General features: G+C 71.6%; 17 protein-coding genes and 1 pseudogene. 5 read left to right on the plus strand and 13 right to left on the minus strand.

Going from position 1 to position 17609, the window contains the following annotated elements:
• Nucleotides 1-229: 229 nt before the first annotated feature.
• Nucleotides 230-1114, minus strand: coding sequence for a helix-turn-helix domain-containing protein (locus tag OHA72_RS16330; RefSeq protein WP_327008666.1), 885 nt, complete (start codon nucleotides 1112-1114; stop codon nucleotides 230-232).
• A gap of 87 nt (nucleotides 1115-1201) precedes the next feature.
• On the opposite strand from OHA72_RS16330, the gene OHA72_RS16335 reads away from it, so the two are divergent.
• Entirely contained in the window at nucleotides 1202-2842 is a 1641-nt protein-coding gene (locus tag OHA72_RS16335) for an alpha-amylase family protein (protein ID WP_327008667.1), read from the plus strand.
• Here OHA72_RS16335 and OHA72_RS16340 read toward each other — a convergent pair.
• Nucleotides 2839-4587 (minus strand): putative bifunctional diguanylate cyclase/phosphodiesterase, encoded by a 1749-nt coding sequence (locus OHA72_RS16340; RefSeq protein WP_442788724.1) that lies wholly within the window; start codon nucleotides 4585-4587, stop codon nucleotides 2839-2841. The two genes, OHA72_RS16335 and OHA72_RS16340, sit on opposite strands and share 4 nt — an antisense overlap.
• Before the next feature lie 50 nt (nucleotides 4588-4637).
• Nucleotides 4638-5087, minus strand: coding sequence for a MarR family winged helix-turn-helix transcriptional regulator (locus OHA72_RS16345; RefSeq protein WP_327008669.1), 450 nt, complete (start codon nucleotides 5085-5087; stop codon nucleotides 4638-4640).
• A gap of 44 nt (nucleotides 5088-5131) precedes the next feature.
• On the opposite strand from OHA72_RS16345, the gene OHA72_RS16350 reads away from it, so the two are divergent.
• A complete protein-coding gene (locus tag OHA72_RS16350; RefSeq protein WP_327008670.1) occupies nucleotides 5132-5506 on the plus strand; it encodes a hypothetical protein in 375 nt (124 codons plus the stop codon).
• Here OHA72_RS16350 and OHA72_RS16355 read toward each other — a convergent pair.
• The 4 genes and pseudogenes from OHA72_RS16355 to OHA72_RS16370 all read right to left on the minus strand — a co-directional run.
• Complete coding sequence (locus OHA72_RS16355) at nucleotides 5493-6617, minus strand: geranylgeranyl reductase family protein (protein WP_327008671.1); 1125 nt, start codon at nucleotides 6615-6617, stop codon at nucleotides 5493-5495. The two genes, OHA72_RS16350 and OHA72_RS16355, sit on opposite strands and share 14 nt — an antisense overlap.
• A gap of 9 nt (nucleotides 6618-6626) precedes the next feature.
• Nucleotides 6627-7706: a flagellar biosynthesis protein FlhB gene (flhB, locus tag OHA72_RS16360; RefSeq protein WP_327008672.1), complete on the minus strand. Its 1080-nt coding sequence runs from the start codon at nucleotides 7704-7706 to the stop codon at nucleotides 6627-6629.
• Nucleotides 7706-8236 carry an HDOD domain-containing protein gene (locus OHA72_RS16365; RefSeq protein WP_327008673.1) on the minus strand — a complete coding sequence of 177 codons (531 nt, stop codon included), beginning with the start codon at nucleotides 8234-8236 and terminating at the stop codon, nucleotides 7706-7708. Before OHA72_RS16365 ends, flhB begins: the two co-directional genes overlap by 1 nt.
• A 116-nt stretch (nucleotides 8237-8352) precedes the next feature.
• Nucleotides 8353-8982, minus strand: a pseudogene (locus OHA72_RS16370) (EAL and HDOD domain-containing protein); the annotation flags it as partial.
• Nucleotides 8983-9002: 20 nt separating this feature from the next.
• On the opposite strand from OHA72_RS16370, the gene flhA reads away from it, so the two are divergent.
• The 3 genes from flhA (at nucleotide 9003) to OHA72_RS16385 (ending at nucleotide 13017) form a co-directional block, all read left to right on the plus strand.
• Nucleotides 9003-11048, plus strand: a complete 2046-nt coding sequence (gene flhA / locus OHA72_RS16375) for a flagellar biosynthesis protein FlhA (RefSeq protein WP_327008674.1) — start codon at nucleotides 9003-9005, stop codon at nucleotides 11046-11048.
• Nucleotides 11049-11363: 315 nt separating this feature from the next.
• Nucleotides 11364-12713 carry a hypothetical protein gene (locus tag OHA72_RS16380; RefSeq protein ID WP_327008675.1) on the plus strand — a complete coding sequence of 450 codons (1350 nt, stop codon included), beginning with the start codon at nucleotides 11364-11366 and terminating at the stop codon, nucleotides 12711-12713.
• A 10-nt stretch (nucleotides 12714-12723) separates the two neighbouring features.
• Complete coding sequence (locus tag OHA72_RS16385) at nucleotides 12724-13017, plus strand: hypothetical protein (RefSeq protein WP_327008676.1); 294 nt, start codon at nucleotides 12724-12726, stop codon at nucleotides 13015-13017.
• Nucleotides 13018-13663: 646 nt separating this feature from the next.
• Here the strand turns inward: OHA72_RS16385 and OHA72_RS16390 are convergent.
• Genes OHA72_RS16390 through OHA72_RS16415 form a run of 6 tightly spaced genes read right to left on the minus strand, consistent with a single transcriptional unit; the run spans nucleotide 13664 to nucleotide 17585 of the window.
• Nucleotides 13664-14437, minus strand: a complete 774-nt coding sequence (locus OHA72_RS16390; RefSeq protein WP_327008677.1) for a flagellar biosynthetic protein FliR — start codon at nucleotides 14435-14437, stop codon at nucleotides 13664-13666.
• Nucleotides 14430-14705: a flagellar biosynthesis protein FliQ gene (gene fliQ / locus OHA72_RS16395; RefSeq protein WP_327008678.1), complete on the minus strand. Its 276-nt coding sequence runs from the start codon at nucleotides 14703-14705 to the stop codon at nucleotides 14430-14432. The genes OHA72_RS16390 and fliQ overlap by 8 nt, the downstream gene beginning before the upstream one ends.
• 15 nt (nucleotides 14706-14720) lie before the next feature.
• A complete protein-coding gene (fliP, locus tag OHA72_RS16400; RefSeq protein WP_327008679.1) occupies nucleotides 14721-15488 on the minus strand; it encodes a flagellar type III secretion system pore protein FliP in 768 nt (255 codons plus the stop codon).
• A complete protein-coding gene (locus tag OHA72_RS16405; RefSeq protein WP_327008680.1) occupies nucleotides 15485-15820 on the minus strand; it encodes a FliO/MopB family protein in 336 nt (111 codons plus the stop codon). The genes fliP and OHA72_RS16405 overlap by 4 nt, the downstream gene beginning before the upstream one ends.
• A gap of 11 nt (nucleotides 15821-15831) precedes the next feature.
• Complete coding sequence (gene fliN / locus OHA72_RS16410) at nucleotides 15832-16575, minus strand: flagellar motor switch protein FliN (RefSeq protein WP_327008681.1); 744 nt, start codon at nucleotides 16573-16575, stop codon at nucleotides 15832-15834.
• A complete protein-coding gene (locus tag OHA72_RS16415) occupies nucleotides 16572-17585 on the minus strand; it encodes a flagellar motor switch protein FliM (RefSeq protein ID WP_327008682.1) in 1014 nt (337 codons plus the stop codon). Before OHA72_RS16415 ends, fliN begins: the two co-directional genes overlap by 4 nt.
• Between the last annotated feature and the right edge of the window lie 24 nt (nucleotides 17586-17609).

Below are 17609 nucleotides of genomic sequence, written 5' to 3' on the forward strand. Positions count from 1 at the left end.
TGTTAAGCCGGGGGTAGATCTTGCCGGTGGTTCGCGGGCAGCCATAACGTCATTGGCAAGGAAAACGAACTTCCTTGTGGAGGCGGCACATGCGTTCCACCCTTACCGTCGCGGCGACATCCCAGCCGTTCAGATGGTGACGCCGGTAATGTCCGGGAACAGAGGCGGGGCGCTGGCCACACCGGCGCCCCGTTGTTCTCAACTGCCCAAGACCATCTGAGCAGCCAACTCAGTCCCAGTCCCATCGGAACCCGTATCGACCCGGGCCGTAGTCAAGCGCGATCGCGTGGACCGAATTGCCCACGTCGACCTCGTAAGAGGTGACCTGTTCGGTCTGGCCGTCCATCTGCTGGAACTGATAGACGGCCCGCGGCAGCGCTGCCGGGTCGAAACACACCTCGAGCACGTATTCACGCACCGGAAGCCGGAACTTGCGCTCATAATTGGTCGCCGTCGGAAACGGCGGATAATTGTGCAGCGCATGTTCGGTGATGACCGTCTCGCCCTTCGCGAGCGGGCGGTCGAAGAGCAGCTCCGCCAGCAGCAGTCCGCTTTCAGGGTGCTCGACCACCCGGCCGAGGCGGCAGTTGCGGACTGCGGTCACCAGTGGAAGCGGGTGCTCCTGCTCGTCGAGGCGCAGGATCACCACCCACCGGTCGGGCCCGTCGGCCTCGGCCCGCAGCACCTGCCGGACGAGGAACGAGACCTCGCCGCGCTCCGGCCCCACGTTGACCCGGTCGTGCTGGCTCAGCCGGGTCAGCCGCTCGTCCCAGCGGGTGTCGACGCCCTGCGCGAGGTCGGTGATGAGGTCCCGCTCGGACCAGAACGCGCCCAGGGCGTGCGCCTCCTGGCTCTTGTGCAGGTGCCGGCCGCGTGGGCGCGGAGGACCCACCAGGGCGGCCAGGGACCCCGGCTCGACCTCCAGGATCTTCTCGAGCTCGGCGAGGGCAGCCAGGGACTCACGCCGCTCCGGGCGGCTGCGTCCAGTCTGCCAGTAACTCAACGTGGCGAGACTCACCGAGAAACCCTCGGCGCGAAGCCGCTCCTGGATGCGTTCCAGTCCCAGGCCCCGTGCCTGGATGGCGTCACGTAGCGCGCCGGCGAAGTCGACCATCAGCCCCCCGGGTGCCATCCTCGCGGTCGGGGCGGGGCGCACGCAAGCGCGCGTTTGCGTAATTGCCGATTCGGTAACCCCGAGCCCATGGGCGAGCGCTGGTACACCGAGAGTGTCATCTATTGCCTGGACGTCGACACGTTCCAGGACTCCAACGGCGATGGCATCGGCGACTTTCAAGGTCTCATCAGCCGTCTCGACTACCTGACCAGGCTCGGGATCAACTGTCTCTGGTTGCATCCGATCCATCCGACACCCGGCCGGGACGACGGTTACGACGCCACGGACTTCTACAACGTCGATCCGAGGCTGGGCACGCTGGGCGACTTCGCCGAGTTGCTGCACGAGGCGGCGAACCGCGGGATCAAGGTCATCATCGACCTGGTGGTGAATCACACGTCCGATGAGCACCCGTGGTTCCAGTCGGCGGTCGCGTCGAAGGACTCGCCGTACCGGGACTGGTTCGTCTGGACCGACAAGGAGCCCGCCGACCGCTACCAGGGGATGGTGTTCCCCGGCGAGCAGGCCGAGACGTGGACCTACCACCGCCGGGCCCGCGCCTGGTACTACCACCGCTTCTACGACTTCCAGCCGGACCTGAACTTCGCCAACCCGCTGGTGCGTGCCGAGGTCAAGAAGATCCTGGCGTTCTGGATCCAGCTCGGCGTCGCCGGGTTCCGGATGGACGCGGTGCCGTTCATCATCGAGCTGACGGAGCCGGGGCGGGCCGAGCCGCCGATGGACTTCGACTACCTCAGCGAGCTGCGGCAGCACATCCAGTGGCGGCGCGGCGACGCGGTGCTGCTCGCCGAGGCCAACGTGGAGCCGGAGAAGCTGCCGGAGTACTTCGGCGACGCGGGCGGGTCGGCGAACCGCATCCACATGCTGTTCGACTTCATGCTCAACGGCCGCCTGGTCCTCGCCCTGGCGCGGCAGAACCCGGAGCCGGTCATCGACTGGCTGAAGACCACCCCGAAGCTGCCTGCGGGCGGCCAGTGGGCCACGTTCCTGCGCAACCACGACGAGATCGACCTGTCGCGGCTCACCGCCGAGCAGCGCGAGGACGTGTTCGAGCAGTTCGGCCCCGACGAGGACATGCGGCTGTACGACCGGGGCATCCGCCGCCGCCTCGGCCCGATGCTCGGTGGTGACCGCAGCCGCCTGGAGCTGGCGTACTCGCTGCAGTTCACGCTGCGCGGGACGCCGGTGCTGCGCTACGGCGAGGAGATCGGCATGGGGGAGGACCTGAGCCAGGTCGGCCGGTACGCCATCCGGACGCCGATGCAGTGGTCGTTCGCGACCAACGCGGGGTTCAGCGACGCGGAGCCGATCCGCCCGGTCATCAGCAAGGGCGAGTACAGCTACGAGCAGGTCAACGTCACCGCCCAGCGGCACGACCCGGCGTCGCTGCTGGCGTGGTTCGAGCGGATGATCCGGACCCTGCGGGAGAGCCCCGAGGTGGGCGGCGGCGCCTGCGCCTGCGTGGACAAGCCGATGCCGCCGGGGGTCCTCGCACACCGCGCCGACGGGCCGACCGGCTCGATGCTGTTCCTGCACAACCTCGGCACGCAGGACGTGACGGTGGACCTCGGCGACCTGGCCAAGGACACGCACCTGCCCAACGACGTCTTCGCCGACCAGGAGTACGGACCGGTCGGCGACTTCACGCAACTGCACCTGTCGGGCTACGGGTACCGCTGGATCCGCCTGCGCCGCAGCAACGCCTAGGCTCCGCGGATCGCGTCGGGGGTGACGGGGCGGCCGAAGTGCCAGCCCTGGCCGAGGTCGCAGCCGAGGGCGGCGAGGCGGGCGGCCTGGTCGGCCGTCTCGATGCCCTCGGCGGTGACGGTCATCTGCAGCGTGTGCGCGAGCCGGATGACCGTCTCCACGATCTGCTCGTCGACGTGGTCGCTGGCCAGGGAGCGGATGCCGGCCATGAAGGCGCCGGCGAGCTTCAGCCCGTGCACCGGCAGGTGGCGCAGGTAGGCGAGGTTGGAGTAGCCGATGCCGAAGTCGTCGATGACGATGCGCACGCCGAGGTCGGCGATGGTGCGCAGGGTCTGGATCGGCTGGCCGGTCGACTGCATGAGGACCGTCTCGGTCAGCTCCAGCTGCAGGTTGGCCGGGTCGAGGCCGGTGTCGGACAGGGCGTGCCGCACGTCGTCGAGCAGCCGCGGGTCGGTGCACTGGCGGGGCGAGACGTTGACGCTGATGAGCAGCGGCGTGTCCGGGTGGGCGCGCTGCCAGTCGGCGGCGACGCGGCAGGACTCCCGCAGCACCCAGCGGCCCAGCGGGTGGATCATTCCGGACTGCTCGGCGACGGGGATGAACGTGTTGGGCGAGACCGTGCCGAGGTCCGGGTGCCGCCAGCGCAGCAGCGCCTCGGCGCCGCGCAGCCGGTTGTCGGCCAGGGCGACGAGGGGCTGATACACCAGCTCGAACTCGCCGCGGTCCAGGGCGCCGGCGAGCCGGCCGGTCAGCCCGTAGCGCAGGACCTGCTGGGCGTTGCGCTTGACGTCGAACAGCGCGTAGCGCGCCCGGCCCTCCTCCTTCGCCAGGTAGAGGGTGGCGTCGGCGGCGCGCAGCAGCTCCTCGGGCTCGGCGTCGCGGCACGGCTGCTCGACGATGCCGATGCTCGCCGACACCGACAGCTCGTGACCGTCCAGCCGCACCGGCTTGCTGAGCTCGGCGAGCATCGCCTCGGCCAGCTCGGTCAGCTCGGCCGGCCCGCTGCTGTCGCGGACGACCACGACGAACTCGTCGCCGCCGACCCTGGCCACGAAGTGTCCCGCGCCGTTGACGCAGGCCCGGAGCCGGTCGGCGAGGGCGACCAGGAGCCGGTCGCCGGAGCCGTGCCCGAGGGTGTCGTTGATGGTCTTGAACTCGTCGAGGTCCAGGAAGCAGACCCCGATCCGGTCGCGGGCACCGGCCTCGGTGAGCGTGTCGGTGAGGTGCCGGTAGAGCAGGACGCGGTTGGGCAGCCCGGTCAGCGGGTCGTGGTGCGCCTGGTGGTGCAGCTCCAGCTGGAGGCTGTGCTCGGCGTCGGTGAGCGCCCTGGCCCAGGCGCGGCGGATGCGCTCCTGGTCGTCGAGGATGCGCTGCCGCCCGGCGCGGGTGAAGCCGGCCGCGACCGCGCCGAGGATCGCGCCGATCCGGTCGTCGTCGGGCTTGCCGTCCGCGGCGGCGGGCAGCCCCGCGAGGACCGCGATCGTGCGCTGCAGCGCCTCTGGGCTGGACAGCCCCACCTCGACGAGCGCGACCCCGGCGGCGGCGGCCGGCGCGGGGTCGAAGGGGTCGGAGCGCAGCACGTCGGCGAGCCGCGCGACGAGGTCGTCGAAGCGGTCGCGGAGCACGTCCGCGCCCACGTCGAGGTAGCTGGTCTGGCGGACGGCGGCGACCCACCGGTGCGCGAGGTCGGACAGCGCAGGCTCGATGAACACATCGTCCTGGCCGTCGCCGCCGGTCACCCGCATCACCTCTGGCGCGAAGATTACCGTGCCGGGCAGCAATGAAGAATCGACGCTCAGTGCCGCTGTCCAGCCGTTTCGGTGAGACCCGCGACGAAGCGGGTCAGGAGCAGGGCGAACGTCTCCAGCTCCGCCGGGGACCAGTCGCCGGTCGCGGCGGCAAACCTCGCCCGCCGGGCCGCGTGGACCCGCTCGGACAGTGCCAGGCCCTCCTCGGTGCGCACCAGCAGCGACCGCCGCCCGTCGCCCTGGTCCGCCTCCCGCCGCAGCCAGCCGGCCTCGACGGCGGCGGCGACGAGCTTGCTCGCGCGGGGCTGCGCGACGTCCAGGGCGGCGGCCACCGACATCACCGTCGCCTCCTCGGCCAGTCCCTCCACGGCGTCGACGACGTCGAAGACGGCCGGGTCGACCCCGCCGGTCGGGCCGCTGCGGGCCAGCGCGCGGCGGGTCTGGCTGCGCCGGATCGCGACCATCGCGGTCTCGACCGCGCCCAGTGCATCATGCATAATCTTTGTTATCTACATTCCTTCGACATGTACAGGAGGATCCCATGAAAGCAGAGGACCGGCCGATCGGCTACTGGCTGCGCGAGCTCGACCGCCGCATCGAGGACGCGTTCGTGTCCACACTGGGCGCGCGGGGGCTGGCCCGGCGGCACTGGCAGGTGCTCAACGGGCTCGGCCCGCACGACCCGTTCTGGGGCCCGGGGGAGCGCCCCCACGAGGAGGTCGCCGCCGACCTCGCCGCCCGTGGCTGGACGACGCCGGACGGCGCGCTCACCCCCGTCGGCGAGCAGGCCCGCGCGGCGATCGCGGCGGACGTCGCCGTGGTCCGCCGGCGGGCCGCCGAAGGGATCCCGGACGAGGACTACCTGACCACCGTGCGGACCCTCGCCCACATGGCCGGAAACCTCAGCGGCGGGTGACGGCGTGGCGGGCGATGGCGCCGACCGTGCGCGGGGTCAGCGTGCCGTCGCCGAGGCCCAGCTCGATCAGGTCGTCGAAGACCGCCTGCCGGCGCTCGGCGGCCCGCACCGCGGCGTTGACGATCCACTGCCGGCCGCCGAGCAGCGCCGCCGCCCTGGAGTGCCGCAGGTGCCGTCCGAGCCGCCCTTGGAACGCGGCGGCATACCGGTGCCCCGGCGCGTCCCCGGGCGCCGCCGCGGCCGCACCGGCCAGGGCGCCGGACAGCACCGCGTAGAAGATGCCCTCCCCGGTGAACGGGTTGATCAGCGACAGGGCGTCACCGGCGAGCAGGAGCCGCCCCCGGGCCGGCGCCGGGCGGCGGGTCGACAGCGGCAGGTGGTGCGCGCGCAACCCGGTCGCCGCGCCGACGTCGACGTCGGGCAGCAGCGCCGCCAGCCGGTCCAGCAGGTGCGCGCGGGAGATCGACCGGCCGTGCAGGACCTCGCCGTAGCCGATGTTGGCGGTGCCGTCCCCGATCGGGAAGGCCCACGCGTACGCCGGCCATTCCCGCGCGGCGGTGACGATGCGCTGCTCGATCGGGCCCGCCGGGGCGGGCGCGTAGCCGCGGATGGCGAGCGCCAGGTGGCCGGGGCCGTTCGGCGGCTCGCCGAGCGCCTTGCGCACCACCGAGTACGCGCCGTCGGCGCCGATGACCGCGCGTGCCGACACCACACCGTCCAGGACGACCCGGGTGCCGCGCTCCTCGACGCGGCGCACCGTGTGACGGCGCAGCACCGCACCGGCCGCCACCGCCGCATCGACGATCCGCTGGTCCAGCGTCAGGCGCGGGATGGTGTACGTGGGACGCGCGTGCGCCCGGGCGACCGCCGCGCCGGCGGGGCCGACGAGCCGCAGCGAGGGCACCGGTGCGTAGCCGTCCTCGACGCCGGTCACCCCGAGCCCCGCGAGCACGTCCAGGGCGTGCGGCGCGACCCCGTCACCGCACGGCTTGTCCCGGGGGAAGTCGGCCTTGTCCAGCAGCAGCACGCTCGCGCCGGCCCGCCGTGCGGCGAGCGCCGCCGCCGCACCCGCCGGCCCGGCACCGACCACCACGACGTCGAAGTCGTCCATGGCAGCAACCTAGCGAGTGTCCGGGACGGTGTGCACGCCCGCGGCGGAACCCTTCGACTTGAGCATCATGATGAACGCCAGCACGCGGGCGACCGCCCCGAAGAACTCCGCCGGGATCTCGTCGCCGATGTCGCACGCTCCGTAGAGCGCCCTGGCGAGCGGCACGTCGGAGACCATCGGCACCCGGTGCTCCTCGGCCACCTCACGGATCTTCAGCGCGATCACGCCGACGCCCTTCGCCACCACCCTCGGGGCGCCCTTCGTCGGGTCGTACCGCAGCGCCACCGACACGTGCGTCGGGTTGACCACCACGACGTCGGCCCGCGGCACGTCGGACATCATCCGGCTGCGGGCCATCTCGTGCTGCCGCTGCCGGATCTGGCCCTTGACGTGCGGGTCGCCCTCGGACTTCTTGTGCTCCTCCTTGACCTCCTCCTTCGACATCTTCAGCTGCTTGTTGACCCGCCGCTTCGCCACGAAGTAGTCGGCGAAGGCGAGCACCAGGCCGGTCACCGCGGCGACCCGGATGACCTGCAGCACGGTGTCGGCGACCAGGCCGATGATGGTCTGCAGCGGCATCGCCGTGGCCCCGAGCAGCGTCGGGATCAGGGTCTGCATGGTGTTGTAGACGACCAGGCCCAGGATGATCACTTTGACGAGGGACTTGACGGACTCCCACGCCGCCTGCCCGCCGAAGGTCCGCTTCAGCCCCTTGAACGGGTCGAGCTTCTTGAAGTCCGGTTTGAACATCTTCGTGGCGGGACGCAGGCCGCCCTGCGCGGCGGTGCCGAGAATCGCGAACAGGAACAGGCTCACCGTGATCGGCGCGGCCACGACGACCATGTCGGTCGCGCCGGCCTTGAGCAGCTCCAGGGCCTTCGCCGGCTCCGGGTCGACGAACGCCTGCGTGCTGCGCGTGAACAGCGCCTGGGTCCGCGACATGACGGCGCGGGCCGTCCAGGGCAGCAGCATGCTGGCCAGCAGCACCCCGCCCCACGCACCCAGGTCCGGCGTGCGGGCCCGGGTGCCCTCACTGCGCGCCTTCCGCTTCTTCTGTTCGGTAGGCTCCTCGGTCTTCTCACCCGCCATCAGCGGCCGAGCGCCCCCTCGATCGTCCGCATCGACCAGCCGACCGCCGACAGGTACGCCTTCGCCAGGTCCACCGAGGACACCGGGGCGGCCGCCAGGGCGTGCTCGTCGGCGATCTCGTACGCCCGCACGATCGACAGCACCTGGCCGAGCCGGCCGTGCCCGTCGACGAGCGCGTCGGCCACCTCCACGGTCAGCGGCAACCGGTTGACCAGCTCCGCGACAGGCTCCGAGATGAGCTCGGCGACCCCGGCGAGCAGCCCGACGGTGAACGCCGCCTCGCCCTGCAGGCCCAGCCGCTCCGCCACGGTCTGGCACAGCCGCGCCCGGGCCATCGTCGTGGACAGCTGGTCCTCGGTCGCGGACTCCGCCACGTCACTGACCAGCATCAGCGCCGCCCACTGCCGGATCTTCGCCGAGCCGAGCAGCACGACCGCGTCGCGGACCGACGCGACCTTGCGCGGCAGGCCGGACGCGGCGGAGTTGGTCGCCCGCAGCACCCGGTAGGACAGCGCCGGGTCGCTCTGCACGATCGTGGACACCTTCGCGATGTCGGCGTCCTCGGCGGGACCGCCGTCAGCACCTGGGGCCGGCCGACCGCGTACCCCTGCAGCAGGTCGAAGCCGAGCCGCTGCGCCAGCAGGATGTGCTCCTCGGTCTCGACCCGCTCCGCGACCAGCTTGATGCCGGGGTACCGCCGGCACCGCGCCACCACCTCGGTCAGCTCGTCCGGCTCGCGGATGAGCAGGTCCAGCTTCACATAGGAGGCGAGCCCCAGCAGCCGCTCGTGGCCGAGGCCGAACACGAAGTCGTCGAGGGCGATCTCGTACCCCTGCTGCACCAGCCGCGCGGTCCCGGCGAGCACCGCGTCGTCGATCTCGACCGTCTCCAGGATCTCCAGGATGGCGTGGTCCGGGTCGAACGGCAGCGGCAGCTCCCCGACGAGGAAGTCGCGGGTCAGGTTGATGAAGCACTTGCGCCCGCCGACGAGCTGCTCGAGGCCGAACTCGGTGAAGGCGTTGACGATGACCTGGCTGGTGGCGTACGCGGTGCGTCGGGACGCCTCGACCTCGTCCGCGGCACCACGGAACAGCAGCTCGTAACCGACGACGTGCCCGGCCCAGTCGTAGAGGGGCTGCCGGCCGATGTGGACGAGCTGCGTCGAGTCGGGGGAGGTCGTTGCGGGCTGCACGCCCCACCGATCGGCACCGGGCGCTGCAACCAAAGGAAAACCCTCAGAACTACCCGTACGGCACCGATCAGGGGATCGCGTCACATCAGAAAGACGGGGAGAGCGTGCCCAAACGCCTGTCGCAGTTCGTCGTGCCCATCGGCATCGTGATGATCATCCTCATGATGGTCGTGCCGTTGCCGGCTCTCCTGCTGGACACGCTGATCGCCGCGAACATCACCCTGGCGCTGGTGATCGTGCTGGTCAGCATGTACGTGAAGCGGCCCCTCGAATTCTCCTCGTTCCCGTCGCTGCTGCTGATCGCGACCCTGTTCCGCCTGGCGCTCAACATCAGCGCGACCCGGCTGGTGCTCACCGACGGCTTCGCCGGCGCGGTCATCGACGCGTTCGGCCACTTCGTCGTCGGCGGCTCCCTCATCGTCGGCCTGGTCATCTTCCTCATCCTGTTCATCGTCCAGTTCATGGTCGTCACCAAGGGCGCGGAACGCGTCGCCGAGGTCGGCGCGCGCTTCACCCTCGACGCGATGCCCGGCAAGCAGATGGCGATCGACGCCGACCTCAACGCCGGCCTCATCGACGAGGCGACGGCCCGCAAGCGCCGCACCGAGATCACCTCCGAGGCGAGCTTCTACGGCGCCATGGACGGCGCGTCGAAGTTCGTCAAGGGCGATGCGATCGCCGCGATCATCATCACGCTGGTCAACCTCATCGGCGGTTTCGCGATCGGCATGCTGCAGCGCGGCATGTCACCCGCCGACGCGATCGCGACCTACTCGCTGCTGTCCGTCGGTGACGGCCTCGTGTCGCAGATCCCGGCGCTGCTGCTGTCGGTGGCGACCGGCCTCATCGTGACCCGCTCCGCCAACGACGGCGACATGGGCACCACGGTCAGCAAGCAGCTCAGCCAGAACCGCCGCGCGCTGCAGATCGGCGGCGGCGCCGCGCTCGCGCTGTGCCTGATCCCGGGGCTGCCGAAGCTGCCCTTCCTGCTCGTCGGCGCCGCGGTGCTGATCGTCGCGCAGCGCCTGCCGAAGCCGGTCAGCGAGGCCGAGGAGCAGGCCGCGGCCGCCGCCGAGGCCGAGCCGCCGCCGCCGGACCCGACCGAGACGCTGCTCGGCGAGATGCGCGTCGACCCGCTCGAGCTCGCCCTGGCCCCCGACCTCGTCGACCTCGTCGACGCCAGCGGCGGCGACCTCCTGGAGCGCGTGCGGGCGTTGCGCCGCAAGGTCGCCCTGGAGCTCGGCATCGTCATGCCGCCCGTGCGGACCCGTGACGACCTGGAACTGCCGCTGTCCACGTACGCGGTGCGCATCAGCGGCGTCGAGGTCGGCCGCGGCCAGGCGCCGCCCGGCACCGTCCTGGCCATCGGCGACGGCCTGGAGTTCCTGCCCGGGCGCGCCGGCGTCGAACCGGTCTTCGGCCTCGCCGGCAAGTGGGTCCCGGCGGAGCTGCGCCACCAGGCCGACCTCACCGGCGCCACGGTCGTGGACCGGGCATCGGTCATCATCACGCACCTGGCGGAGATCGTCCGGGTGCACGCCAGCCGCCTCCTCGGCCGCGAGGACGTCCGCGCGCTCACCGAGATCGTCAAGCGCACCCACCCCGTGGTGGTGGAGGAGCTGACCCCGTCGGCGCTGAGCCTCGGGCAGATCCAGCGGGTGCTGCAGACGATGCTGGACGAGGGCGTGCCGATCCGCGACCTGGTGCGCATCTTCGAGTCGCTGTCGCTGCAGGCGAAGCAGTCCACCGACCCCGACTCGCTGGTCGAGGCGGCGCGCGCGTCGCTGGGGCCGGCGATCGCCGCCAGGTACGCCCACGACGGCACTCTCACCGCGATCACGTTCGACCCCCGACTCGAGCAGCAGCTGCTGGAGTCGCTGCGCCCCACCGACAGCGGACTGCAGCTGCTGATCGACACGGCACGCGCCGAGTCGATGCTCGCCGACCTCACCAGAATCACCGAACTCGGCGAGGAACGCGGCACCAGCCCGGTCCTCGTCTGCTCACCGCAACTGCGCAACGCACTGCGAAAGCTGGTGCAGATGGCGCTGCCGCGTTTGCCGGTTCTGTCTTACTCAGAGATCACCGGGAGTACGCTGCGGATTGAGACTATTGGGGTGGTGAATGGTGCCTACCCGGTTGCTGCTTGAGGGTCGTGACCTCGAAGAACTGCTCGCGCAGGTCCGCGCGGAGCACGGACCGGACGCTGTCATCGTCTCCGCCGAGAAAGTGCGCACCGGCGGTGTCGGTGGCCTTTTCGGCACCCAGAAATATGAGCTGACGGTGGAGGTCCCGGATGCCGCTTCGACAACTCAATCATCCGGCCGGCCGGCCCGCAAAGGCGACACGCCGAATCGCTCGCTGAGTATCCAGGATCTGGCCGCGATGGCGGACGCCGCCGAATCGCAGGGCAGGAATCCGACGTTCGCCGACGTGCTCGCCGAGGCCCGGGACGGCAGTCCCGGGTGGCCGGCCGCCCCGGACGCGCGCACCGCCGGCGGCGGCCCGCCACGGCCACCGGCCGCCGCTGCGGACACCCGCGACGGCGGCGGCGCCGCAGGCCGCCGGCCGCCCCCGGCGGTGGTCCTCCACGGCCGCCGACCGCGGCCGACGCGCTCAACCGGCTCCTGGCCGACGCACCGCAGGCCGAGGCGCCCGCCGGCGCGCCCTCGGTGCGGCCGTTCCGCCCGGCGGCCAACCAGCCGATCGCGAAGCTCGGCGTCCGGCAGGTCAACGCCGACCCGCGCTTCGAGCAGCGCCCCGAAGTGCCCCAGCCACAGCGGTACCAGCCGCCACCGGCCGACCCCCGCGGGATGCCGTGGGGTCCCGCGGATGGCGGCAACCGGCCCGAACAGACGCGGATGGACCCGCGACGGCGCGCCCCGGCGCGCCCGAACCCGCCCCGCCCACAGCTGTCCGACCCTGAAACCGAATTCTGGCAGGAGTCCCCAATGCCTGTTGAAGCCACCGCCACCGTGGAGAAGCCGCGGACGCCGGACGTGAGCGAACGGCTGGCCAGTGCCTACAACCCGCACACCGCGGCGCCGGCCGCCGCGCAGGCGACGGAGCGCGCCGCGCCCGCGCCGGAGCGCACGGTCGCCGAGCGGCCGGCCGCCGCGGCCGAACGTGCGGTGCCCGAGCGCGCCGCCGCGGAGAAGCCCGAACGGCAGACCACGCTGGGCCGCCGGCTGCAGTCGCTGGGCGTGCCGACCGACATCGCGTTCCGGGCCGGCGCCGCCGACACGTACACCGCGGTCGTCGACGCGTTCTCGGCGCTGCCGGCCGCAGAACCGGCGCCGGACGGTCCGGGCGAGACGCTCATCGTCGTCGGCGAGTCGACCCACGCCGTCGAGGTCGCCCGGTGGGTCGCCGAGGCGCAGCGCCTCGACACCAGCCACATCCTGTTCGCCGGGCGCAACGCCGCCGCCGCGGGCATCGAGGCGAAGCGCCGCATCACGGGCGCCCACGACGCCCGCCTGTGGGCCAAGAAGCTGCGCAAGTCCGACGCGCCCAGCGTCGTGGCCGTCGAGGCGGCGCTGGACGAGTCCGCCTGGGCGGCCGCGATCGTCGAGGCGGTCCGGCCCGTCGCGGTCTGGGTCGTGGTCGACGCCAGCCGCAAGACCTCCGACGTCGCCCACCACCTGCAGGGCCTGCGCCGCGTCGACGCGATCTGCCTGCGCGGCACGATGTCCAGCGGCGACCCGGCCAGCCCGCTGTCGCTGCGCCTGCCGGTCGCCCTGCTCGACGGCCGCCCGTCCACGCCCTTCCAGTGGGCCGCGATGCTCTGCGAGCGCCTGAGCCTGGTGGGCGGCTGACGTGCTCGGCATGGCGCGGTTCTCCACGCTGTTCCTGGCGTTGCTGATCGCGTCGCCCGCCCTGTACGCCACCTTCGTCACCCACCAGCTCGACCTGGAGACCGGTCTGCTGCGGCTGCTGATCGCCGTGCCGGTGGCCGCCGTCATGCTGGCCGTGTTCCGGCTGGTCACCCGCGACTACGGCAAGCCCGACGTGAAGCAGAAGGAGCCCGCGCCCGAGCCCGGCGCCGATGAGGAACCGTTGCGCGCCGAGGCGGTGGCCGGCGACCCGTTCCCGCAGCGCCGCGCCGAGGATGCCCCCTGACGCACCCGCGCCCCTGTTCCGCCGCCCCTGGCCACGGCCCGGCCTTCACCACTCGGACCGGCGGGTCCCTCCGCCCCAGGCGGCGATCTCCCGCCCCCGGTGCGTGATCGAAGTCGTTCTGTGGTCGTCTGGGTGACCGCCGGGGTCCTTCGATCGAGTGCCGGCCGGGGGTGGGCGCGGTGTGGGTTCTGCCGTCGCCGAAGGGATGCGTCGCGCGGCCGCCCTGGCGGCGTTCTCCCGCCCCCGGTGCGTGATCGAAGTCGTTCTGTGGTCGTCTGGGTGACCGCCGGGGTCCTTCGATCGAGTGCCGGCCGGGGGTGGGCGCGGTGTGGGTTCTGTCGTCGCCGAAGGATGCGTTGCGCGGCCGCCCTGGCGGCGTTCTCCCGCCCCCCGGTGCGTGATCGAAGTCGTTCTGTGGTCGTCTGGGTGACCGCCGGGGTCCTTCGATCAAGTGCCGGCCGGGGGTGGGCGCGGTGTGGGTTCTGTCGTCGCCGAAGGATGCGTCGCGCAGTCGTTGACGCGGTGGTCTTGCGCCCCGGTGCGTGATCGAAGTCGTTCTGTGGTCGTCTGGGTGACCGTCCGGGTCCTTCGATCAAGTGCCGGCCGGGAGTGGACGCGGTGTGGTTCGGCCGCCGCCGGGGATGGGTCAGGCGGCGAGCAGGCGCAGGACCAGGGTCACCGAGCGGTCGGTCAGGTTGGCCACCGCGTTCGGCAGCAGCATCATCGCGGTCCCGACGACGGTCAGCGTGAGCAGCACCTTGGCGGGGAAGCCGAACGAGAACGGGTTGAGCGCCGGCGCGGCGCGGGTCAGCAGGCCCAGCGCGACGTCCACCGCCAGCATGATCGCGATCAGCGGCGCCGCGATCTGCAGGCCCGCCAGGAACATCTCGCCGAGGCCGCCGTTGATGATGTCGGCGAACGTCTTGAGCGAGAGCGCGTCGTTGAGCGGGATCGCGGTGTACGAGCGCGCGAACCCCCGCAGGATCAGCTGGTGGGAGTCGGTGGCGAACATCAGCGCCATACCGATGAGGTTGTAGAGCCGACCGAACACGGAGTTGCCCTGCTGGGAGAACGGGTCCATCGAGAAGGCGAGGCTGAAGCCGCCGACGAGGTCGATGAGGTTGCCGGCGACCTGGACGGCGGCGAAGAGCAGCGCGGTGATGAAGGCGAGCGCGGCGCCGACGACGGCCTGCTCGACGGCGTTGGCGACCAGGACGCCGGTGGACATGCCGGCCGGGATCTGCGGGGCGAGGCGCGGGGCGAGCGGCAGCGCGATCGCCACCGACAGCAGGGCCTTCACGGGGGCGGGCGCGCCGCGGTTGTTGAACGGCGGGCACAGCGCGAGCCACACGCCGGCGCGGATCGAGCCGAGCAGGATCGCCAGGACCGTGCTCAGCGGCACGGTGTAGGTGTCAGGCACCTTTGATCAGGTCGGGGATCTGGGCGTACAGCTGCTCGGTGTAGCTGATCATCTCGTGCAGCATCCAGTTGCCGGTGAAGAGCAGGGCGAGCCCGATCGCGGCGGCCTTCGGCACGAAGGACAGCGTCGACTCCTGGATCTGGGTGACGGACTGGAACAGCGAAATGGCGAAGCCGACGATGAGCGCGGTGAGCAGGATCGGCGCGCCGAGCTTCGCGGCGATCGTCATGGCCTGCAGGCCGAGTTCGATGATCTTGGTGTCGGTCATGCTGGGTGCACCTCGTCAGTGATAGCTGGCCACGAGCGCGGTGAGGATCAGCCCCCACCCGTTGACCAGGACGAACAGCAGGAGCTTGAACGGCAGCGCGATGGTGACCGGCGGCAGCATCATCATGCCCAGGGACATGAGGGCGGCCGAGACGACCATGTCGATGACCAGGAACGGGATGTAGATGACGAAGCCGATGATGAACGCGGCCCGCAGCTCCGACAGGACGAACGCGGGTACCAGCGTGGACAGCGGCACGTCGTCCTTGTTCTTCGGCAGCGGGCGGTCGGCGATCTTCGTGAAGAGCGCGATCTCGTCCTTGCGCGTCTGCTTGAGCATGAACGTCTCGAGTGGCTGGACCCCGTCCTTGAAGGCCACCGACTGACTCTTCTCCCCTTTCAGGTACGGCTGGAGCCCGACGTCGTTCACCTCGGAGATGACCGGCGACATGATGAACAGGCTCACGAACAGCGCCATGCCGGCGATCACCTGGTTGGGCGGCACGTTGCTGAGGCCGAGCGCGTTGCGGGTGATCGACAGGACCACGAAGACCTTCGTGAAGCTGGTCGTCATCAGCAGCAGCGACGGCGCGATCGACAGCAGGGTCAGCAGGATGATGATGGTGATCGACTGGCTGGGCTGCACGCCGCCGACGTCGATGTTGACGGTGCCGTCGGGCGGGCTGGGCGACACCGGCGGCTTCGGCGTCGGCGCGCCCAGGGCGGTGCCCGGCAGCAGCAGCACCGTGCAGCAGGCGGCGACGGTGAGCACCGCGGACCTCATCGCCGGCCCCGCAGGAACCGCCACGCGTCGGCGGAGAACAGTGAGCCCGCCAGGAGCGGCGGCGGGGCCTGTTCGACCGGCTGGTCGAACAGGTGCGCGTCGGCGTCGGCCAGCAGCGACACGCCCGCGTCGCTGACGCCGAGGACCAGGGCCCGGTCGGCGACCTTGACGACCGCGACCGACGAGCCCCGGCTGAGCTGCTGGCGGGCGATCACGGTGAGCAGCCCGGCGCCACGGCTGCCGGCGCCGCGCCGAGCCAGCCGCGCGAGCGCCCAGAGTAGTACGAAGACAACTGTGAGTGAGCACAGGACGCGCAATGCCAGCTCGATCATGGCGGGGGGTCCTAGGCCCGATCCGTCGGGCCGACGATCTCGGTGATCCGGATGCCGAAATTCTCGTCGATCACGACCACCTCGCCGCGGGCGATGAGCCGCCCGTTGACGAGCAGGTCGGCGGGGCCGCCGGCGGCCCGGTCCAGCTCGATCACCGCGCCGGGGGCGAGCGACAGCAGCTCCCGCACGCTCATGCGGGTGCGGCCGAGCTCGGCGGTGACCTCCATCTCCACGTCGTGGAGGAGGTCGAACGCGGGCCGGCCGCGCTCGCCGCGCTCCGGGCGGGGCTCGTCGCCGCCGCCGGGGCCGCCGGTGACCTCGACCGCGACGGCGAGGGCGACCACGGCCTGCACGACGCCCTCGTCGGTGCGCAGCGGCACGAGGATGCCGTCCGCGTCGACCAGCTGGCCCATGGCGTCGGCGGGTTCGAGGACCTCGCCGGGGTCGACGACGACCGGGCCGACGGTGGCCGCCGCGGCCTCCAGGGCGGGCCGGACGGCCTGGCTGAGGTCCAGGGCGCCCATGGGGGAGTTGGCGAGGGCCTCGACCAGGTCGGAGGTGACGACGATCGCGACCTCGCCCTGCGCGGTGCCGGCGAACCGGGCCCGGACCGCCTGGCCGTCGATGGCGAGTTCGTCGACGTTCTGGGTGGGCGCACCGACGGAGAGCGGGGAGCTGGCGGGCAGCAGCGCCACGGCGGCCTGCGCGGCCGCCTCGGCGCGGGCCAGCAGGGCCTCGTTGGTGGCGGTGGTCATCGGCGGGTCTCCTCAGCGCGGTTCTGGCCGAGCTGTCCGGCGGGCCGGTGTGTCGGTCGTTGACCCGGCTGCGGGCTCGGCACCACGAGACAGGCCAGCCGGTTGCCCTGCGCGCCGGGGACGGCGTAGGCGAACGTGATGTCCGCCGTGGTCACGGCGAGGGGCGTCGAGGTGGTGTGGGCGAGGGGGACCACGTCGCCGGGGCGCAGGCCGATCAGGTCGGCGGGGTGCATGCGTACCGTCTGGAAACGGACCGCGACCTCGATCGGCGCGCCCTCCAGCCCGGCGACCACGTTGCGGTACGCGGCCTCGCGCGCCAGCCGCTGCGCCTCGGTGAGCACCGCGCTGCCCTGCTCGCCCTGCAGCTTGGGGAAGATCGAGCCGAACGGCAGGCAGATGCTGGCCACACACTCCTCGGTGCCGACCCGCATCTCGAACGAGGCGACGATGACGGCGTCGGACGTCGCGCCGGCCTGGGCGAACTGCGGGTTGTACTCGATCGTGGTCATCTCCGGCCGTAACGCCACGATTCCCTCGAAGGCATAGCGCAGCTCGCCGAGCGTCCGTTCGATGAGGCCGTGCAGCAACGGCGTCTCGATGTCGCTCAGTGGGCGTTGAGGCTGCGGACCGCCCGGACCGCCGAGCATGTGGTCGATGCAGGCCATGGCGGTGCTCAGGGAGAACTCCAGAATGGCTGTGCCGGGTAGAGGGTCGATGCTGAACATGGCGACGATGGTCGGGCTCGACAGGCCGCTGATGTACTCGTCGTAGGTCAGTTGCTCGATGGAGATCAGGCTGACCTGCGACACCGCCCGGAGGCTGGTGGTCAGCAGCGTGGCGTACTGGCGGGCGAAGGTCTCGTAGGCGATCTGCAGGGTCCGGATGTGTTCGCGGGAGAGTTTGGTCGGACGCCGGAAGTCATACGGCTCGGGGCCGGAGCTTTTGCCGCCGCGCCGGCTCATCTTGCCGGGCGTGCGGCCGCTACCGGTCGCCGACGTTGACTGCGTCACTCTCTTACCATCGGTCTTTTAGGG

Origin of the sequence: Dactylosporangium sp. NBC_01737 (genome assembly GCF_035963215.1) — a bacterium.
In the GTDB taxonomy this organism is placed as follows: domain Bacteria; phylum Actinomycetota; class Actinomycetes; order Mycobacteriales; family Micromonosporaceae; genus Dactylosporangium.

Excerpts from the sequence above, each read along its gene's own strand:
- OHA72_RS16330 (WP_327008666.1), bottom strand. The coding sequence starts at position 1,114 with ATGGTCGACTTCGCCGGCGCGCTACGTGACGCCATCCAGGCACGGGGC.
- OHA72_RS16335 (WP_327008667.1), top strand. The coding sequence starts at position 1,202 with ATGGGCGAGCGCTGGTACACCGAGAGTGTCATCTATTGCCTGGACGTC.
- OHA72_RS16340 (WP_442788724.1), bottom strand. The coding sequence starts at position 4,587 with ATGCGGGTGACCGGCGGCGACGGCCAGGACGATGTGTTCATCGAGCCT.
- OHA72_RS16345 (WP_327008669.1), bottom strand. The coding sequence starts at position 5,087 with ATGCATGATGCACTGGGCGCGGTCGAGACCGCGATGGTCGCGATCCGG.
- OHA72_RS16350 (WP_327008670.1), top strand. The coding sequence starts at position 5,132 with ATGAAAGCAGAGGACCGGCCGATCGGCTACTGGCTGCGCGAGCTCGAC.
- OHA72_RS16355 (WP_327008671.1), bottom strand. The coding sequence starts at position 6,617 with ATGGACGACTTCGACGTCGTGGTGGTCGGTGCCGGGCCGGCGGGTGCG.
- flhB (WP_327008672.1), bottom strand. The coding sequence starts at position 7,706 with ATGGCGGGTGAGAAGACCGAGGAGCCTACCGAACAGAAGAAGCGGAAG.
- OHA72_RS16385 (WP_327008676.1), top strand. The coding sequence starts at position 12,724 with ATGGCGCGGTTCTCCACGCTGTTCCTGGCGTTGCTGATCGCGTCGCCC.
- fliQ (WP_327008678.1), bottom strand. The coding sequence starts at position 14,705 with ATGACCGACACCAAGATCATCGAACTCGGCCTGCAGGCCATGACGATC.
- fliP (WP_327008679.1), bottom strand. The coding sequence starts at position 15,488 with ATGAGGTCCGCGGTGCTCACCGTCGCCGCCTGCTGCACGGTGCTGCTG.
- OHA72_RS16405 (WP_327008680.1), bottom strand. The coding sequence starts at position 15,820 with ATGATCGAGCTGGCATTGCGCGTCCTGTGCTCACTCACAGTTGTCTTC.
- fliN (WP_327008681.1), bottom strand. The coding sequence starts at position 16,575 with ATGACCACCGCCACCAACGAGGCCCTGCTGGCCCGCGCCGAGGCGGCC.